Raw genomic sequence first — 15,287 nt, 5'->3', positions numbered from 1 at the left:
GGGCAACCCGCAACATCCGGCAAAAAAACCGGCTATTTCAAGGCGTGCGAGTACCAGAAATGACTGATATTGCCCGTCAGGTCATGCACTGGGTCTGACACAGGATGCAGCACAAAATTCGCCGCAATGGCACAATTGCCCCTATTACGCCCTACCCCCTACCAGGATTCCCCATGCTGCAGCTGAAAACCGACGCCCTGATGGTCACCCCGTGCGATGACGAAGAGGACAACATGGCGATGCTTTGCTGTCACGGCAAGAACGGCGAAATGTTCATGCTGACCCGCTACCCGGATGAAGACGAAGTGGAGCTGACCTGGGACTACGAGCCATCGACCCTGGATGGGCTGAAGATCACGCTGAGTGACACCACGCTACGGGTCGAGCTGGCGGCGGGTGACGCCGATGCACTGGGCGGCAAGGATCACCTTGAGATCACCCACGCCACAGCCGCGTCGGATCTGGCCGAAGTCGAAGAAACCCTGCAAAACATCCTCAAAGGCACTGGCACCTACGTCCGCGCGTGATGCCTCCCACACAAAAATCCTACAAGTTTTGCCAAAAATACCCGTTACGCCGTTAGTCGCCACCCCCCTCGATGCATTAAAGTAAGCCTCCCAAGCCCGGCGTTTTTGCTCGACCGCCGGGCTCATCTCTCCAGGAACCGTCATCGATGGAACATCGTGAAGCGCTGCTTGCGCTGCGAACCTTTCTTTCTACGCAGATTCTCGGCCAGGAAAAACTCATCGATCGCCTGTTGATCGCGTTGCTCGCCGACGGCCATATGCTGGTGGAAGGCGCGCCGGGCCTGGCCAAGACCAAGGCCATCAAAGAGTTGGCGGAAGGCATCGAAGCGCAGTTCCATCGAATCCAGTTCACCCCCGACCTGTTGCCCGCCGACATCACCGGCACCGAGATCTATCGCCCGGAAACCGGCAGTTTCGTGTTCCAGCAAGGGCCGATCTTCCACAACCTGGTGCTGGCGGACGAAATCAACCGCGCGCCGGCCAAGGTGCAGTCGGCCCTGCTGGAGGCCATGGCCGAGCGCCAGGTCAGCGTCGGGCGCAGCACGTATGACTTGTCGCCGCTGTTCCTGGTGATGGCCACGCAAAACCCCATCGAGCAGGAAGGCACCTACCCGTTGCCCGAGGCCCAACTCGACCGCTTCTTGATGCATGTGAAAATCGGCTTCCCGGACGCCGCCGTCGAGCGACGTATCCTGCAACAGGCCCGCGGCGAAGCCCTCAACGGCGAAACCAAGCCTGAGCGCCGTGTCAGCCAGCAGGCGATCTTCGCCGCGCGCAAGGAAATCCTCGGCCTGTACATGGCTGATGCCGTAGAGGAATACCTGGTGCAACTGGTGATGGCCACCCGCACCCCCGCCAAGTTCGACCTGGAAATGGCCGAATGGATTGCCTACGGCGCCAGCCCCCGCGGCTCCATCGCCCTCGACCGTTGTGCCCGCGCCCATGCCTGGCTGGCCGGTCGCGACTTCGTCAGCCCGGAAGATATCCAGGCGGTGCTGTTCGACGTGTTGCGCCATCGCATCATCCTGTCGTTCGAAGCGGAAGCCGCCGGCATTGACCAGGACCGTGTGGTGCAGCGCATTCTCGACGTCGTTGCTGTCGCTTGAAACCCATGAACGCAAGCGATGGGATCCGCGTCACGCTCAGCGAGTTGATCGAGATGCGCCATCGCGTGCGCGAAGTGCAACTGTTTTCCACGCCAAGCCAGCGCAGCCCGCTGATCGGCCTGCATCACTCCAAGCTACGCGGGCGTGGTGTGGACTTCGACCAGGTGCGCGTGTACCAGGCCGGGGACGACGTGCGCACCATCGACTGGCGTGTGACGGCGCGCACCCAAGAGCCGCACACCAAGTTGTTCCATGAAGAACGCGAGCGACCGATCTTCATCATGGTGGAACAAAGCTGCCGGCTGTTTTTCGGCTCCGGGCAGATGTTCAAGTCGGTGCTGGCCGCACAGGCCGCCAGTCTGATTGGCTGGGCCGCACTGGGGCATAACGACCGTGTGGGCGGCCTGGTGTTCGGCGACAACGAGCACTACGAAATCAAGCCGCGCCGCAGCAAGCAAAGCCTGCTGCAATTGCTCAACCGCCTGGTGCGCGTCAACCAGAGCCTGAGCACCGAAAGCCGCCCCGAAGCCGACGCCCTCGGCATGGCCTTGCGCCGTGGCCGCGAAGTGTTGCGCCCCGGTAGCCTGGTGATTGTGATCTGCGATGAACGCGCGCTGACCGAAGGCGCCGAGCAACAACTCAGCCTATTGTCGCGGCATTGCGACCTGCTGCTGTTGCCGATCTCCGACCCACTCGACCACGCCCTGCCCGCTGCTGGGCTGCTGCGCTTCGCGGAGCGCGGTGCTCAACTGGAACTGGATACGCTCAATTTCGATCTGCGCCAGGCCTACAAGGCCCAGGCCGAAGCCCGCATCGCGCGCTGGGAGCTGCTCGCCCAGAAACTGCGTGTGCTGCTGATGCCCCTGAGCACCCAGAGCGAAATGGTCGAGCAACTGCGCGAATACCTCAACCCGCAACGCCCGGTTAGAAAACAATGAGCAGCCTTGACCAACTGCAGCCGTTGATCGCCCCGCCCGCCGTCGGCTTCTGGCCGCCCGCGCCGGGTTGGTGGCTGTTGCTGCTGGTGATTCCGCTGCTCGGCTGGGGCCTGTGGTCACTGCGCCGCTTTTTGCCGGCCCGCCGCCCCATCGCCCGCGCCGAACAGCCGCTGGACCCGCTGCGCATCGCCGCCCTGGCAGAGCTTGCGCTAATGCCCAAGCCTTACGATGGCGCGCCCGCCGGCGCCTGGCTGCAACAGCTCAACGGTCTGCTCAAACGGCTGTGTCGCAACGATTATCCCTATAGCCAGAGCCACACCCTCAACGGCCGCAAATGGCTGGCGTTCCTCGATAACCGCTGCCCCGCCGCCGGCCTCACACGCTGGATGGTATTGGTAGAGGGCGCCTACAAACCCGAATGCAAACTGGACGACAAGGCTATCGCCGGCCTGACCCAAGCCGTCGACACCTGGATTCGCAAACATGTTTGAGTTCGCCTGGCCGTGGATTTTCGCCCTGTTGCCCTTGCCGTGGTTGATGCGCCTGGTGCTGCCGGCCGCCGACAGCGGTGAGCCCGCCTTGAAAGTCAGCTACCTCAGCGACCTCGAAGGCCTGGCCCGTCGTCGCGCCCGCATCAACTTGCCCGGTTGGCGCCAACAAGCACCGTTCGTGGTGCTGTGGTTGCTGCTGCTGACCGCCGCCGCACGCCCGGAATGGCTCGGCGAACCGCTGCCGATCGCCGCCAGTGGCCGCGACCTGCTGGTGGCGGTGGACGTGTCCGGCTCCATGGACTTCCCCGATATGCATTGGCAGGGCGAAGACGTGAGTCGCTTGAGCCTGGTCAAGCACCTGCTCGGCGATTTTCTTGAGGGCCGCGAAGGTGATCGGGTTGGCCTGATCCTGTTCGGCAGCCAAGCCTACCTGCAAGCTCCACTGACCTTTGACCGCCGCACCGTGCGCACCTGGCTGGATGAAGCGCGCATCGGCATTGCCGGCAAGAACACCGCGATTGGCGACGCCATCGGCCTGGCCCTGAAACGCCTGCGCCAGCGCCCGGCGCAGAGCCGCGTGCTGATCCTGGTCACTGACGGCGCCAACAACGCCGGGCAGATCGACCCGCTGACTGCCGCGCGCCTCGCCGCTGAAGAAGGGGTAAAAATCTATCCGATCGGCATCGGCGCCGACCCGGAACAAACCGGCTCCCTGGGCATCCTCGGCGTCAACCCGAGCCTGGACCTCGACGAGCCAGCGCTCAAGGCCATCGCCGACGTCACCAGCGGCCAATACTTCCGCGCCCGTGACGGTGAGCAATTGCAAGCGATCAAGGAGACCCTCGACAAACTGGAACCGGTCGAACAGCAACCGACGCAGGCACGCCCGGCCCTGGCGCTGTACAGCGCACCGCTGGCCCTGGCGCTGGTGCTGAGCATGCTGCTGGTGATTCAAGAACGCTGGCCGAACAACGCCCTGCAACGGTTGTTCAACAAATTGTCGAGCAAGGGGATTTTCCTGCAACAACACCCGGAATGGCGCCAACGCCTCAAACGCCTGCGTTTGCGGAGGCGTCGATGATCGACCTGTGGCCGCACTGGTTCCGCCCCGGCTGGTTGTTGCTGCTGCCGTTGCTCGGCTGGTTGCTGTGGCACCTGTGGCACCGGCAAAAGCGCGCCGGGCGCTGGCAGATGATCTTGCCTGCGGCCTTCCATGCCGTGTTGCTCAGGGGTGGAAACGGCCGCGAGAGCAAATCGCCGTGGGTGCTGCTGGGCATTGCCTGGCTGTTGGCCGTGCTGGCGTTGCTCGGCCCAAGCTGGCAGCGTGTTGAGCAGTCGAGCCAGAAGCCTTCCGATCCGTTGGTGGTGTTGCTGGAACTGACCCCGGAAATGCTCGCCACCGACAGCCCGCCTAACCGCCTGGAGCAGGCACGGCGCAAGCTATATGACGTGTTGCAGGCGCGTACCGACGCACAAACCGCCATCGTCGTCTACGCCGGTAGCGCCCACACCCTGGTGCCGCTGTCGGATGACCTGGCCACCAGCCGCAACCTGCTGGACGCCCTGCGCCCCTCGATCATGCCTGAGGCCGGCCATCGCGCCGACCTGGCCGTCGAGAAAGCCCTCGGCCTGCTCAAGCAAGGTGGCCTCGGCCAGGGACGCCTACTGCTGATTGGTTCTTCGCTGTCCAAACAGGAACGCCAGGGCATTCGCCTGCTGCTGCAAAACGCACAATCGCCCACCCTGTCGATCCTCGGCATCGGCAGCCGTGAAGGCACGCCGGTGACCCAGGAAAGCGGTGAATTTCTCAAGGACGAACAAGGCGCGATCCTGGTGCCGCGCCTCGACAGCCCGACGCTCAAGGCCTTCGCCAGTGAAATGGGTGGGCGCTACCGCGCGGCACGCCTGGACGACAAAGACCTGCGCCAACTCGGCGTGCTCGACCCGCCGCAGACCCTGCGCAACGATGGCCAACTGCTGCGCCTGGACACCTGGGCCGACCAGGGTTACTGGCTGCTCCTGCCCCTGTTGCTACTCGCTGCCTGTGCCGGGCGGCGTGGCTGGTTGTTCTGCCTGCCCCTACTGCTGTTGAGCGCACCACAGCCCAGCTACGCATTCAGCTTGCAGGACCTGTGGCTGCGTCCCGACCAGCAAGGCCAATACCTGCTGAAGAAAAAACGCCCTGCCGAAGCCGCCGAACACTTCGAAGACCCGCAATGGAAAGGCGTGGCGCTTTACGAAGCCGGCAACTACGCCGAGGCTATCAAGCTGTTTGCCGAAGGCAATGACGCCTACTCCCACTACAATCGGGGTAACGCCCTGGCCAGGTCCGGTGAGCTGGAAGCCGCCATCGATGCCTACGAACAGGCCCTCGAAGCCCAGCCCGACCTGCAGCCCGCCCTGAAAAACAAGGCGTTGGTGGAAGCACTGGTGCAGGAACGCGACGAACCGGAACCGACCCAGCCGGCAAAAAACGAAGATGACGAAACCACTCAACCCGGCCAAACTGCGCAACCGGGCGCCAGTGGGCAAAACGCCACGGGGGGCGAGCCGTCGTCCCAGGGCCAGGGCGAATCCGGTACTGACGACACCCAGGCCGGCAGTCCATCGCCAACCCCAGGCAACGAAGTGCCCGGCAGCGAACTGGGCGACGAACAGACCACCACCCCGCCGCTGCGCCCCGACAACGCGAGCCTCGACGGTGAACACCGTCAGGCCCTGGAGCAATGGCTGCAGGAGATCCCGGACAATCCCGGTGAACTGCTGCGCCGCAAATTCTGGTACGAACAGCAACAACATCAGGACAAGACTCGATGAGCCGCCGCACCACCCTACTGCTCCTGCTCGCCCTCTCGGCAGGCCACGCCCAGGCGGCGAACCTGACCGCCAGCGTCGACCGCAGCCGCGTCAACTCCGGGGAAACGGTGGAATTGACGGTGGAGTCCAGCGATGTCACGCAGTTCGGCAAGCCGGACCTGTCGCCGCTGGATGCGCAGTTCGAAGTCAGCGGCACCCGCCAGATCAACCAGCTCACCACCTTGGGCGGCGATAACCACGCCACCACGCGCTGGATCATCACCCTGCTGCCCAAGGAAAACGGCACAGTGGTCATCCCGCCCCTGCAAGTGGGCGATTACAAGACCCAGCCCATCAGCCTGCAAGTGGTCGAAACCGCCAGCCAGAACACCGCCGCCGAGCTGGCGCCGGTGTTTGTCGAGGCCAACCTCGACCAGACCAGTGTCTACGTCCAGGCCCAGGCACTGTTGACCGTACGCGTCTACCACTCGGTGTCGCTGTACGATGACAGCAGCCTCACCCCCCTGCAGATTGCCGATGCGCGCGTGGAGCAGTTGGGCGAGTCCCGCACCTACGAAAAGGTCATCAACAGTATCCGCCATGGCGTGATCGAGACCCGCTACGCGATCTATCCGCAGCACAGCGGCACCCTGGCGATTCCGGCGCAGACCTTCAGCGCCACGCTGGTGGAGTCGCGCCCACCGCAGGAAAACACCCTGCAAGGCACCAAGCCGGGCAAGCTGATTCACGTCAGCTCTGCGGAGTTACCGCTGGTGGTCAAACCCAAGCCCGCGCTGTATCCCGCCGACGCCCCATGGCTACCGGCACGCAGCCTGACCCTGAGCGAAAACTGGAACCCGGCGCCTGAGCATGTGCAGGTCGGCGACTCCCTGACCCGCAGCCTCACGGTCAAGGCCGAAGGCCTGTCCAGCGCACAACTGCCGGCCCTGCCCAGCACCGACGTCAACGGCCTGCGCCGCTACCCGGACCAACCGGTGCTCGGCAACCAGACCAACGACCGTGGCCTGATCGGCAGCCGTGAAGACCGCGAAGCCCTGGTGCCCACCCTCGCAGGCAGCATGGACCTGCCCGCCGTGGACGTAGTGTGGTGGAACACCCACGAAGATCATCTGGAGCGTACCAGCCTGCCCGCGCGCACCCTGCAAGTGGCGATCAACCCGAGCCTGGCCGTCGACACTCCCGCCACGCCCACGGTGATCACCGCGCCGGATGATGAACGCCTGTGGCTGTGGCAACTGAGCACGTTGCTCTTCGCCTGCACCACCCTGCTGGGTTTTGGCCTGTGGTGGCGCGCACGCCGGCAACCGGCCGTGCAACGTGCCGCGCAAACGGGCCCGAGCCCGCGCACCCTGCTCGATGACCTTAAACGCGCCACCCAGGCCAACGACCCGCAAGCCACCCGCCAGGCCCTCGACGCCTGGGCGCGGCAGCAGCCGGAAACGCTCGCGGACATGGCAGCGCGATTTGTGCCATTGTCGGATGCATTGGATGGCTTGAATGGCGCGCTGTACAGCGAGAGTGGGCATTTCTGGCTGGGTGAGGACTTGTGGCGTGCCGTGAAAGCGATTCCGATAGCTGAACGTGAACTGGACCCGGCGGCGGATACCACCAGTTTGCCGCCGTTGTATCCCAAATAGCCTGCTTCCTCCCACACTGGATCTTGGCCTCCCGCGGGCACCGAATGTGTTTTTGCAGGTAAACTCCCTTCCTTTTCATATTCTCCACGGAGTTCGCCTTGCGTCTGTTTCACACCTCCGACTGGCACCTGGGCCAAAACCTCCATGGCCAGGAACGCGACTTCGAACACGCCTGTTTCCTTGAGTGGCTGCTGGGCCAACTGAAAACCCATCTCCCGGATGTGCTGCTGATCGCCGGTGATATCTTCGACACGGTCAACCCGCCCCTCAAGGCCCAGGAGCGGCTGTATGACTTCATCATCAGCGCCCATGAACAGAACCCCAAGCTGACCATCGTGATGATCGCCGGCAACCACGATTCCGGCTCGCGTATCGAGCTGCCCGCGCCGTTGATGCGGCGCCTGCGTACCCATGCGCTGGGCCGCGTGCTGTGGCTGGATGACGGCCAACTCGACGCCGAACGCCTGCTGATCCCGCTGCCGGATGCCAAAGGCAAGATTGCCGCCTGGTGCCTGGCGTTGCCGTTCCTGCGTCCGGCGGAAGTCACCGGTGCGCACTTGGGTGACGACTACCTGCGCGGCATCGGCCAGGTGCATGAATGGCTGATCGCCGCCGCCAACGCCAAGCGCAAAAAAGGCCAGGCGCTGATTGCCATCAGCCACGCGCACATGGCCGGTGGTTCGGTGTCGGAAGACTCCGAGCGCAGCCTGATCATCGGCAATGCCGAGGCGCTGCCGGCCAGCCTGTTCGATAGAAGTGTCGCCTACGTTGCCCTCGGCCATTTGCACAAGCCGCAAAAGGTCAATGGCGAAGAACGCATTCGCTACAGCGGCTCGCCGATTCCGCTGTCGTTTTCCGAAATCGGCTATAAACACCAGATTCTCGACGTGACGTTTCAGGGCCAATGCCTGGTGAGTGTCGAACCGCTGCTGATCCCCCGCTCGGTCGACCTGCAACGCCTGGAAGCCGCGCCCCTGGCCGATATCCTCAAGGCCTTGGCCGAGTTGCCGGATATCGACCTGCTTGCCGAAACCCAGCGCCACCCCTGGCTCGAAGTTCGCGTACGCCTGGATGAACCACAACCCGATCTGCGTCAGCAGATCGAAAGCACCCTGCAAGGCAAGGCCGTGCGCCTGGTGCGCATCGCCGCCGAATACGCCGGTACCGGCAGCCGTGAGGACGAAGGCGACGACCGCCTGATCGATCTCGACCAGCTCACGCCCCAGGAATTGTTCAGCCGCGCCTGGCAGGACAGTTATGGCAGTGACGTGGATGAACAGACCTTGAAGGACTTCGCCGTGCTGCTCCAGGAAGTGCAACAGGAGGGCGAACAGCCATGAAGATCCTCGCCATCCGCCTGAAAAACCTCGCCTCCCTGGCGGGCCCGTTTGAGATCGACTTCACCGCCGAGCCGCTGGCCAGTGCCGGTTTGTTCGCGATTACCGGGCCGACCGGCGCCGGTAAAAGTACCCTGCTCGATGCCTTGTGCCTGGCGCTGTTTGGCGCGGTGCCGCGCCTGGGCGATACCGGCCAGGCGAAGATGCCGGATGCCGACAGCGACATTTCCATTGGTGACCCGCGCACCTTGCTGCGGCGTGGCACCGGTGGCGGTTATGCCGAGGTGGACTTCGTCGGCGTCAGTGGCCGTCGCTACCGCGCACGCTGGGAAGCCAACCGCGCACGGGACAAAGCCAGCGGCAAATTGCAGAACAGCCGCCAAAGCCTGATCGACCTGGACAGCGACCAACTGCTGGCCAGCCAGAAAACCGAATACAAGACCCAACTGGAACTGGCCCTGGGCCTGAACTTCGAACAGTTCACCCGTGCCGTGTTGCTCGCTCAAAGTGAGTTCAGCGCCTTCCTCAAGGCCAACGACAATGAGCGCAGCGAACTGCTGGAAAAACTCACCGACACAGCCCTTTACACCCAGCTCGGTCGGCGCGCGTTCGACAAGGCCAAAGAGGCCAGGGAAGCGCATAAACAGCTACAGGACCAGGCGACCGGTGTGGTGCCGCTGGCCGCCGAAGCCCGTGCCGAACTGGATCAGCAATTCGACGCGGCGCAACAACACCTCAAGACCCAGCAAGCCCAGCTCAAGCAGCTGGAGTTGCAGCACACCTGGCTCAAGGAACTGCGCGAATGGCAAGAGCGCCAACTCGCCGCTACCGAACAGCTACAGCGGGCGCAGGCCGAGTGGGATAACCAGGGCCAGCAACGTGACGACCTGAGCCGCCTGGATCAGTTGGCGCCACAGCGTCACCAGTTTGCGCGCCAGGCAGAGCTGAGCACCCTGCTTGCGCCGCTGGCCGCGCAGATCCAGTTGCATCGCCAACAACAAGGCGAACTGCATACTCGCCAGGAACAGGCCCAACAACAGCAAGCCAGCGCGCAAACCGCATTGGCGCAAGCCCTGAAAAACCAGGCTGATGCCGTGCCTTTGCTGCGCCAGGCGTTCGAAGAACAGAGCACCCTCGCCCACTTGACCAAAGAGTTGGCAAAGCGCATCGAGGACAAACAGCAACACGAAAGCGCCTGCATCGAAGGCCAGCGCCAGCTCACTGGCCTGCTGGAAAAACAGAACCAGGTCGCCGAACGCTTGCAACGCCTGAGCACCGAGCTTGACCGCAGCGCGGCGCTGGCACCGCTGAGCGACGCCTGGACCGCCTACCGCGACCGCTTGCAACAGTTGATGCTGATAGGCAACCGCCTGAATAAAGGCCAAGCCGAACTGCCGCAGTTGGAGCAACGTGCGACCAGCGCCGCCGAACAGTTCACCCAGCAACGCGAAGCCTTGGACCTGCTGTATCAGGAGGCCGGTGCCGAGCCTCACGCCGTGGCCGAACAGATCCAACTACTGGCCAGCCTGCTGCAAGACAATCGCAAACAGCAGCGCGCGTTCGAAGATCTGACACGCCTGTGGGACAACCAGCAGCAGTTGGACCAACAAGCCGCTACCTTGACGCAAAAGCTCACCGATGCCCAACAGCAGCGCGAGCAGTTGAACCAGGCCGGCCTGCAAACCAAGGCAGAGCTGAGCGTTGCCGAACAGACGCTAAACGTGACCAAACAGCTGCTGGAACGCCAGCGCCTGGCCCGCAGCGCCAGCGTCGAAGAGTTGCGCGAGCAGTTGCAGGACGACCAGCCCTGCCCGGTGTGCGGCAGCCACGAACATCCGTACCACCAGCCCGAAGCCCTGTTGCAAAGCCTCGGTCGTCATGACGAAAACGAAGAAGCCGCGGCGCAGAAAGCGGTCGATACACTCAAGGAAAAGCTCACCGAGTTGCGTGGCGAAGTGGGCGGTTTGATCGCCCAGCAGAAGGAATACCTGCAACAGCAGGAACACCTGGCGACGCAACAGCAAGCACTCAAGCCGAGCCTGGATGCACACCCGCTGTACGCGTCGTTGCTCAACCAGGAAACTGCGAAACGCAGCGCCTGGCTCGAACAGCAACTGGGCCAACTGACCCAGAGCATCAGCCAGGACGAACAACGCCAAGGCGCCCTGCTTAATCTGCAACAAAACGCCGGGCGCCTGCAGCAGCAGTTGCAAGCCGCCCAGGACGCGAGCCAGCAAGCCCGTCAACTGTTGGTCGACCAGCAACGCGAGCTGGCCGGTGACCGCGAACGCCTTGACCAGGAACTGAGCGCCTTCGCCAACCTGCTGCCCGCGGACACCCTGGAAGGTCTGCGCGCCGAGCCGGCCGCCACCTTCATGCAGCTGGACCAGCAGGTCAACCAGCGCCTGGAACAGCTGGGCCATCAACGCGATGAGCTGGCTGAGCAACAAGATCGCCAACAGGCGATCGAGAAGGAACAGACTCACCAGCAACATCGCCAGCAACAACTCGACGCCCTGCTCCAGCAGGTCAACGAGCTGGCGAGCCAACAGCAAACGGCCCAGGCAAAACTCAGCGCGTTACTGGGCGAGCACTCCAGCGCCGAACACTGGCAGCAGCAGCTGGAACAGGCCGTGACCCAGTCACGTCAAAGCGAAACCGACGCAAACAAACAGCTGCAAGAGATCCACAATGCACTGATCGAACTGGCCGCCGACCTCAAGGCCCAGCAGGAACGCGAACACGCGTTGCAGGCCGAACACCATGCCCTCGCCACGCGCATCAGCGAATGGCGTGCCCTGCACCCGGAACTCGATGACGCAGGGCTTAGCCATTTGCTGGCCTACGATGACGCCCAGGTCAGCCAATTGCGCCAACAGTTGCAGCTCAGCGAAAAAGCCGTCGAACAGGCCAAGGTGCTGCTGCAAGAACGCGAACAGCGCCTCGCCGACCACCAGGCCCTGCACAATGGCAATCTTGAGGCCCAAGCCTTGGACAGCGCCCTGGCAACGCTCAACCAGCAATTGGCCGAAGGCGAGAAAATCTGCGCCGAACTGCGCGCACGGCAGTCCGAAGACCAGCGCCGCCAGGAGGCCAACCAGGCCTTCGCCGAGCACATCGCCAAAGCCTATGACGAGTGGCAACGCTGGGCACGCCTGAACGCGCTGATCGGCTCGGCCACCGGCGACACCTTCCGCAAGATCGCCCAGGCCTACAACCTCGACCTGTTGGTGCACCACGCCAACGTGCAACTGCGTCAGTTGGTGCGGCGTTACCGCCTCAAGCGTGGCGGCAGCATGCTTGGCCTGTTGGTGATGGACACGGAAATGGGCGATGAATTGCGCTCGGTGCATTCGTTGTCCGGCGGCGAAACCTTCCTGGTGTCCCTGGCGCTGGCCTTGGGCCTGGCGTCGATGGCTTCCAGCACGTTGAAGATCGAGTCACTGTTTATCGATGAGGGCTTCGGCAGCCTCGACCCGGAATCGTTGCAATTGGCGATGGATGCGCTGGATGGCTTGCAGGCTCAAGGCCGTAAGGTTGCGGTGATCTCCCACGTACAGGAAATGCACGAACGCATTCCTGTGCAGATTCAGGTCAAGCGCCAGGGCAATGGCTTGAGCACCCTGGAGGTCAAATGAGCGAGGCGCTGCTGTATTCATTCCGGCGCTGCCCCTATGCCATGCGTGCGCGGCTGGCCTTGCGCTACAGCGGCGTGCCCGTGCGCATCATTGAAGTCAGCCTGAAGGCCAAGCCGGCCGAGATGCTGGCGCTGTCGCCCAAGGGCACGGTGCCGGTGTTGAGTGTGGCGGGCGAGGTGATCGAGGAAAGCCTGGCCATCATGCAATGGGCGCTGGCGCAGCATGATCCGCAGGATTGGTTACTGCAGGGTGATCCGGCGGTGCTGGCGCTTGTTGCCGAGAATGACCAAGGCTTCAAGTATCACCTGGATCGATACAAGTACGCCGAACGCTACCCGGAACTGCCGATGGAACACTATCGGGCCGAGGGCGAAGTATTTTTGCGCAAGCTTGAAGCATTACTGGCGGGCCGCGCCTATTTGCTGGCGGATCATCCAAGCCTGGCGGACATGGCCCTGGCGCCGTTCGTGCGGCAGTTTGCCCATGTGGATCGGGACTGGTTTGCCAGTGCCCCGTACCCCCGCTTGCAGCATTGGCTGGAGCGATTTCTGCAATCGCCGCTGTTTGTCGCGGTGATGGCGAAGGTTTAGCCCTGGGCCAAATCCAACAAGCGCTCGCGGGCAATCTCAGGCTCACTGTCTACCCCCTGCACGGAAGACAGGATGGGCGCGGAATAGAGGGCCAGTATGAGTGCGGCGAGTCGGATTGCCATGCTGTCGATTCCATGAAGAAAAGCGTCAAAAGTTGAGCGTCAAATTTAAACACATGGCAATGTGATATCAATCATTTTTCTTCCACGCCTGCACAAACGCCAAACCACTCGAACGAGCCAGGCTTCGTTCCAGTGGTTTGGCGTCTGCGGGTGTGCAGGTTATTGCTGGGTTTTGTGATCGAGTGCGGCGTAGAAGTTGGCGCTTTGTTGCAGGTATTTCTGGGTGTAGGCACTGGTGCTGGATTTTTTGCCGGTGACTTCCACGCTGGCTGCTGCTGGCAGCGCAACAGTGGCGGAAACAGCGGAAGCGGCGATGATGGAGAAGAGATTCAAATTCATGTCGGTAACCCTTGTGTTCGTTTGGTTGAGTGGCCGGGGAAGGCCTTGGAACCAAACTTACGCCCGAGGGCTAAGCCTTAGAAATGCTTTGAAACAGTAGCCGCTATTAATAGAATTAATACAAAGGCTCAGGCCCCGCATCGCGAGGCCTGTGGCTTATTGACGCACCAGGAACTTGAGGTCACTGGGCGCATCGATCGGCATTTTCTGCACGGTTTTACCCAGCAGGCCGGTCTTGAGGTCGCGTTCGACCACCACGATTTCATTGCTTTTCTGGTTGGCGATCAGCAAAAACCGGCCGCTCGGGTCCAGGCTGAACTCGCGCGGGTGGTCGCCTTCCACGGGACGGCGTTGCAGCTCCTTGAGGTGCGCGGTGGCCGGGTCGATGCTGAACACCAGCAGTTGGTTGGCCGTACCGCGGTTGCTCACGTAGAGGAACTTGCCATCACTGGACGCGTGCAACGCGGCGCCGGCCTTGTCCGACACCGGCTGTCCGGCGGCGAAGTCCACCAGCTGGGTCTGGGTCAATTGGCCGTCCTTGTAATCAAACACCGCCACCTGTGCGCTCATCTCGGTGGTCAACCACGCATGCTTGCCATCTGCACTGAACAGCAGGTGCCGTGGGCCACTGCCGGGCGGCAGTTGCACCGAGGCCGGGCTGGCCGGCGTCAAGGGCAGTTCAGGGTTGGCCTTGGGGTCGTAGTGGTAGGCAAACACCTTGTCTGCGCCCAGGTCCTGGACGAACACGTATTGGCCATCTGGCGACGACACTACCGAGTGCACATGGTTGGACGCCTGCCGCTCTGGGTTCACACGGCTGGACGGATGCCCGCTCAGTTGCACGGGAGCTGATAGCTTGCCCGTCGCATCGACCGGCAGGGCCGCCAGGCTGCCACCCGGGTCTTCGAGTACCGAATAGTTGGCGACAAACACATAGCGCCCGTCAGCGGCGACGCTGGAGTGGGTCGGCTCGTTGCCCAGGCTCTGCACCTGATTGATCAAGGTGAGCTGGTAATTCTGCGGATCGATGCTGTAGCTGCTGACGCGACCGACCGGGTCGTTCTGGCCGGGGCCGTTTTCGTTGACCACGAACAGGTGTTTCTGGTCCTTGGAGACCGTCAGCCACGACGGGTTGGCAGCCTTCGCGGCCAGTACCGGCTTGCCACTGAACTGACCGGTCCGGCTATTGAACTGCAGGCGATAGATCCCTTCGCTGCTGCCCGCGGTGTAGCTACCCACCAGCAACTCGTAAGTCTCGGCCGGCGCGGCCTGCACCGACATCGCACCGACACTGCCCGCCATCAGCAGGGGCCAGAATTTACGCATCATCATCCGCTTGCTCCTCGTTGTTATTGTTGCCGGTGAACGCACTCATGCAGATCAGGCGGTGCTCGCCCGACTCACCGGTAAGGGTCCAGCTTTGCAAGGTGTCATCGAAGGTAGCTGCCTGGACTTGCTCCAGGCTGAAGCACCAGCGTTTTTCCGCGCGGCCGTCCATGGCGATGATCAGCAGTTTCTCTTTATCGAGCACGAAGTCGAAGGCATGCAGCCCATCGATTTCAAGCATGTCGGAAGCTTCAAGGACGGCAGGCAAATTATCAGTCATCACAGTCTTTCATCAGGTTCAAAGGGCTAATCATAGGCGAGTTTGCCGCCAGGGCCTAAACCATAACGGGCTACCACCGGGTCGCGGCGCTGCGCATTACCTTGCTTGGGCATGTCCTATCCCGCGTAAAGGAATACCC

General features: G+C 62.6%; 14 protein-coding genes. 10 read left to right on the top strand and 4 right to left on the bottom strand.

Annotated elements, in window-relative coordinates; translation table 11 throughout:
• The first annotated feature begins 173 nt into the window (after window positions 1-173).
• From AB4O08_RS25865 to AB4O08_RS25820, 10 genes are all read left to right on the top strand, one after another.
• Window positions 174-527 carry a hypothetical protein gene (locus AB4O08_RS25865; protein ID WP_010210044.1) on the top strand — a complete coding sequence of 118 codons (354 nt, stop codon included), beginning with the start codon at window positions 174-176 and terminating at the stop codon, window positions 525-527.
• A 146-nt stretch (window positions 528-673) separates the two neighbouring features.
• On the top strand, window positions 674-1,633 hold the full coding sequence (locus tag AB4O08_RS25860; protein ID WP_010210043.1) for an AAA family ATPase: 960 nt from the start codon (window positions 674-676) through the stop codon (window positions 1,631-1,633).
• 5 nt (window positions 1,634-1,638) lie between these two features.
• Entirely contained in the window at window positions 1,639-2,571 is a 933-nt protein-coding gene (locus AB4O08_RS25855; RefSeq protein ID WP_460114495.1) for a DUF58 domain-containing protein, read from the top strand.
• Window positions 2,568-3,062 (top strand): DUF4381 domain-containing protein, encoded by a 495-nt coding sequence (locus AB4O08_RS25850; protein ID WP_021491558.1) that lies wholly within the window; start codon window positions 2,568-2,570, stop codon window positions 3,060-3,062. Before AB4O08_RS25855 ends, AB4O08_RS25850 begins: the two co-directional genes overlap by 4 nt.
• Window positions 3,055-4,143, top strand: a complete 1,089-nt coding sequence (locus AB4O08_RS25845) for a vWA domain-containing protein (RefSeq protein ID WP_021491559.1) — start codon at window positions 3,055-3,057, stop codon at window positions 4,141-4,143. The genes AB4O08_RS25850 and AB4O08_RS25845 overlap by 8 nt, the downstream gene beginning before the upstream one ends.
• Window positions 4,140-5,879, top strand: coding sequence for a tetratricopeptide repeat protein (locus AB4O08_RS25840; RefSeq protein ID WP_045792024.1), 1,740 nt, complete (start codon window positions 4,140-4,142; stop codon window positions 5,877-5,879). Before AB4O08_RS25845 ends, AB4O08_RS25840 begins: the two co-directional genes overlap by 4 nt.
• Entirely contained in the window at window positions 5,876-7,516 is a 1,641-nt protein-coding gene (locus tag AB4O08_RS25835; RefSeq protein ID WP_021491560.1) for a BatD family protein, read from the top strand. The genes AB4O08_RS25840 and AB4O08_RS25835 overlap by 4 nt, the downstream gene beginning before the upstream one ends.
• 98 nt (window positions 7,517-7,614) lie before the next feature.
• Entirely contained in the window at window positions 7,615-8,856 is a 1,242-nt protein-coding gene (locus AB4O08_RS25830) for an exonuclease SbcCD subunit D C-terminal domain-containing protein (RefSeq protein WP_021491561.1), read from the top strand.
• Window positions 8,853-12,491, top strand: coding sequence for an SbcC/MukB-like Walker B domain-containing protein (locus AB4O08_RS25825; RefSeq protein WP_042572241.1), 3,639 nt, complete (start codon window positions 8,853-8,855; stop codon window positions 12,489-12,491). The genes AB4O08_RS25830 and AB4O08_RS25825 overlap by 4 nt, the downstream gene beginning before the upstream one ends.
• Window positions 12,488-13,081, top strand: a complete 594-nt coding sequence (locus AB4O08_RS25820; RefSeq protein WP_010210029.1) for a glutathione S-transferase — start codon at window positions 12,488-12,490, stop codon at window positions 13,079-13,081. The genes AB4O08_RS25825 and AB4O08_RS25820 overlap by 4 nt, the downstream gene beginning before the upstream one ends.
• On the opposite strand, the gene AB4O08_RS25815 is transcribed toward AB4O08_RS25820, so the two are convergent.
• The 4 genes from AB4O08_RS25815 to AB4O08_RS25800 all read right to left on the bottom strand — a co-directional run bounded on the left by AB4O08_RS25815 (window position 13,078) and on the right by AB4O08_RS25800 (window position 15,148).
• A complete protein-coding gene (locus tag AB4O08_RS25815) occupies window positions 13,078-13,203 on the bottom strand; it encodes a hypothetical protein (RefSeq protein ID WP_021491563.1) in 126 nt (41 codons plus the stop codon). The two genes, AB4O08_RS25820 and AB4O08_RS25815, sit on opposite strands and share 4 nt — an antisense overlap.
• Window positions 13,204-13,362: 159 nt before the next feature.
• Complete coding sequence (locus AB4O08_RS25810; protein ID WP_010210027.1) at window positions 13,363-13,542, bottom strand: hypothetical protein; 180 nt, start codon at window positions 13,540-13,542, stop codon at window positions 13,363-13,365.
• Between the two features lie 156 nt (window positions 13,543-13,698).
• Window positions 13,699-14,874 (bottom strand): lactonase family protein, encoded by a 1,176-nt coding sequence (locus AB4O08_RS25805; protein ID WP_460114494.1) that lies wholly within the window; start codon window positions 14,872-14,874, stop codon window positions 13,699-13,701.
• Window positions 14,861-15,148, bottom strand: coding sequence for a DUF5629 family protein (locus AB4O08_RS25800; protein ID WP_010210024.1), 288 nt, complete (start codon window positions 15,146-15,148; stop codon window positions 14,861-14,863). The genes AB4O08_RS25805 and AB4O08_RS25800 overlap by 14 nt, the downstream gene beginning before the upstream one ends.
• Between the last annotated feature and the right edge of the window lie 139 nt (window positions 15,149-15,287).

This window comes from Pseudomonas sp. H3_E07 (assembly GCF_054668895.1).
This window is presented reverse-complemented; position numbering and strand designations above follow the sequence as displayed.

Bases quoted from the DNA above. Each gene is read 5' to 3' on its own strand.
- AB4O08_RS25865 (WP_010210044.1), top strand. From the start codon at position 174: ATGCTGCAGCTGAAAACCGACGCCCTGATGGTCACCCCGTGCGATGAC.
- AB4O08_RS25860 (WP_010210043.1), top strand. From the start codon at position 674: ATGGAACATCGTGAAGCGCTGCTTGCGCTGCGAACCTTTCTTTCTACG.
- AB4O08_RS25855 (WP_460114495.1), top strand. From the start codon at position 1,639: ATGAACGCAAGCGATGGGATCCGCGTCACGCTCAGCGAGTTGATCGAG.
- AB4O08_RS25850 (WP_021491558.1), top strand. From the start codon at position 2,568: ATGAGCAGCCTTGACCAACTGCAGCCGTTGATCGCCCCGCCCGCCGTC.
- AB4O08_RS25845 (WP_021491559.1), top strand. From the start codon at position 3,055: ATGTTTGAGTTCGCCTGGCCGTGGATTTTCGCCCTGTTGCCCTTGCCG.
- AB4O08_RS25840 (WP_045792024.1), top strand. From the start codon at position 4,140: ATGATCGACCTGTGGCCGCACTGGTTCCGCCCCGGCTGGTTGTTGCTG.
- AB4O08_RS25835 (WP_021491560.1), top strand. From the start codon at position 5,876: ATGAGCCGCCGCACCACCCTACTGCTCCTGCTCGCCCTCTCGGCAGGC.
- AB4O08_RS25825 (WP_042572241.1), top strand. From the start codon at position 8,853: ATGAAGATCCTCGCCATCCGCCTGAAAAACCTCGCCTCCCTGGCGGGC.
- AB4O08_RS25820 (WP_010210029.1), top strand. From the start codon at position 12,488: ATGAGCGAGGCGCTGCTGTATTCATTCCGGCGCTGCCCCTATGCCATG.
- AB4O08_RS25815 (WP_021491563.1), bottom strand. From the start codon at position 13,203: ATGGCAATCCGACTCGCCGCACTCATACTGGCCCTCTATTCCGCGCCC.
- AB4O08_RS25810 (WP_010210027.1), bottom strand. From the start codon at position 13,542: ATGAATTTGAATCTCTTCTCCATCATCGCCGCTTCCGCTGTTTCCGCC.
- AB4O08_RS25805 (WP_460114494.1), bottom strand. From the start codon at position 14,874: ATGATGATGCGTAAATTCTGGCCCCTGCTGATGGCGGGCAGTGTCGGT.
- AB4O08_RS25800 (WP_010210024.1), bottom strand. From the start codon at position 15,148: ATGACTGATAATTTGCCTGCCGTCCTTGAAGCTTCCGACATGCTTGAA.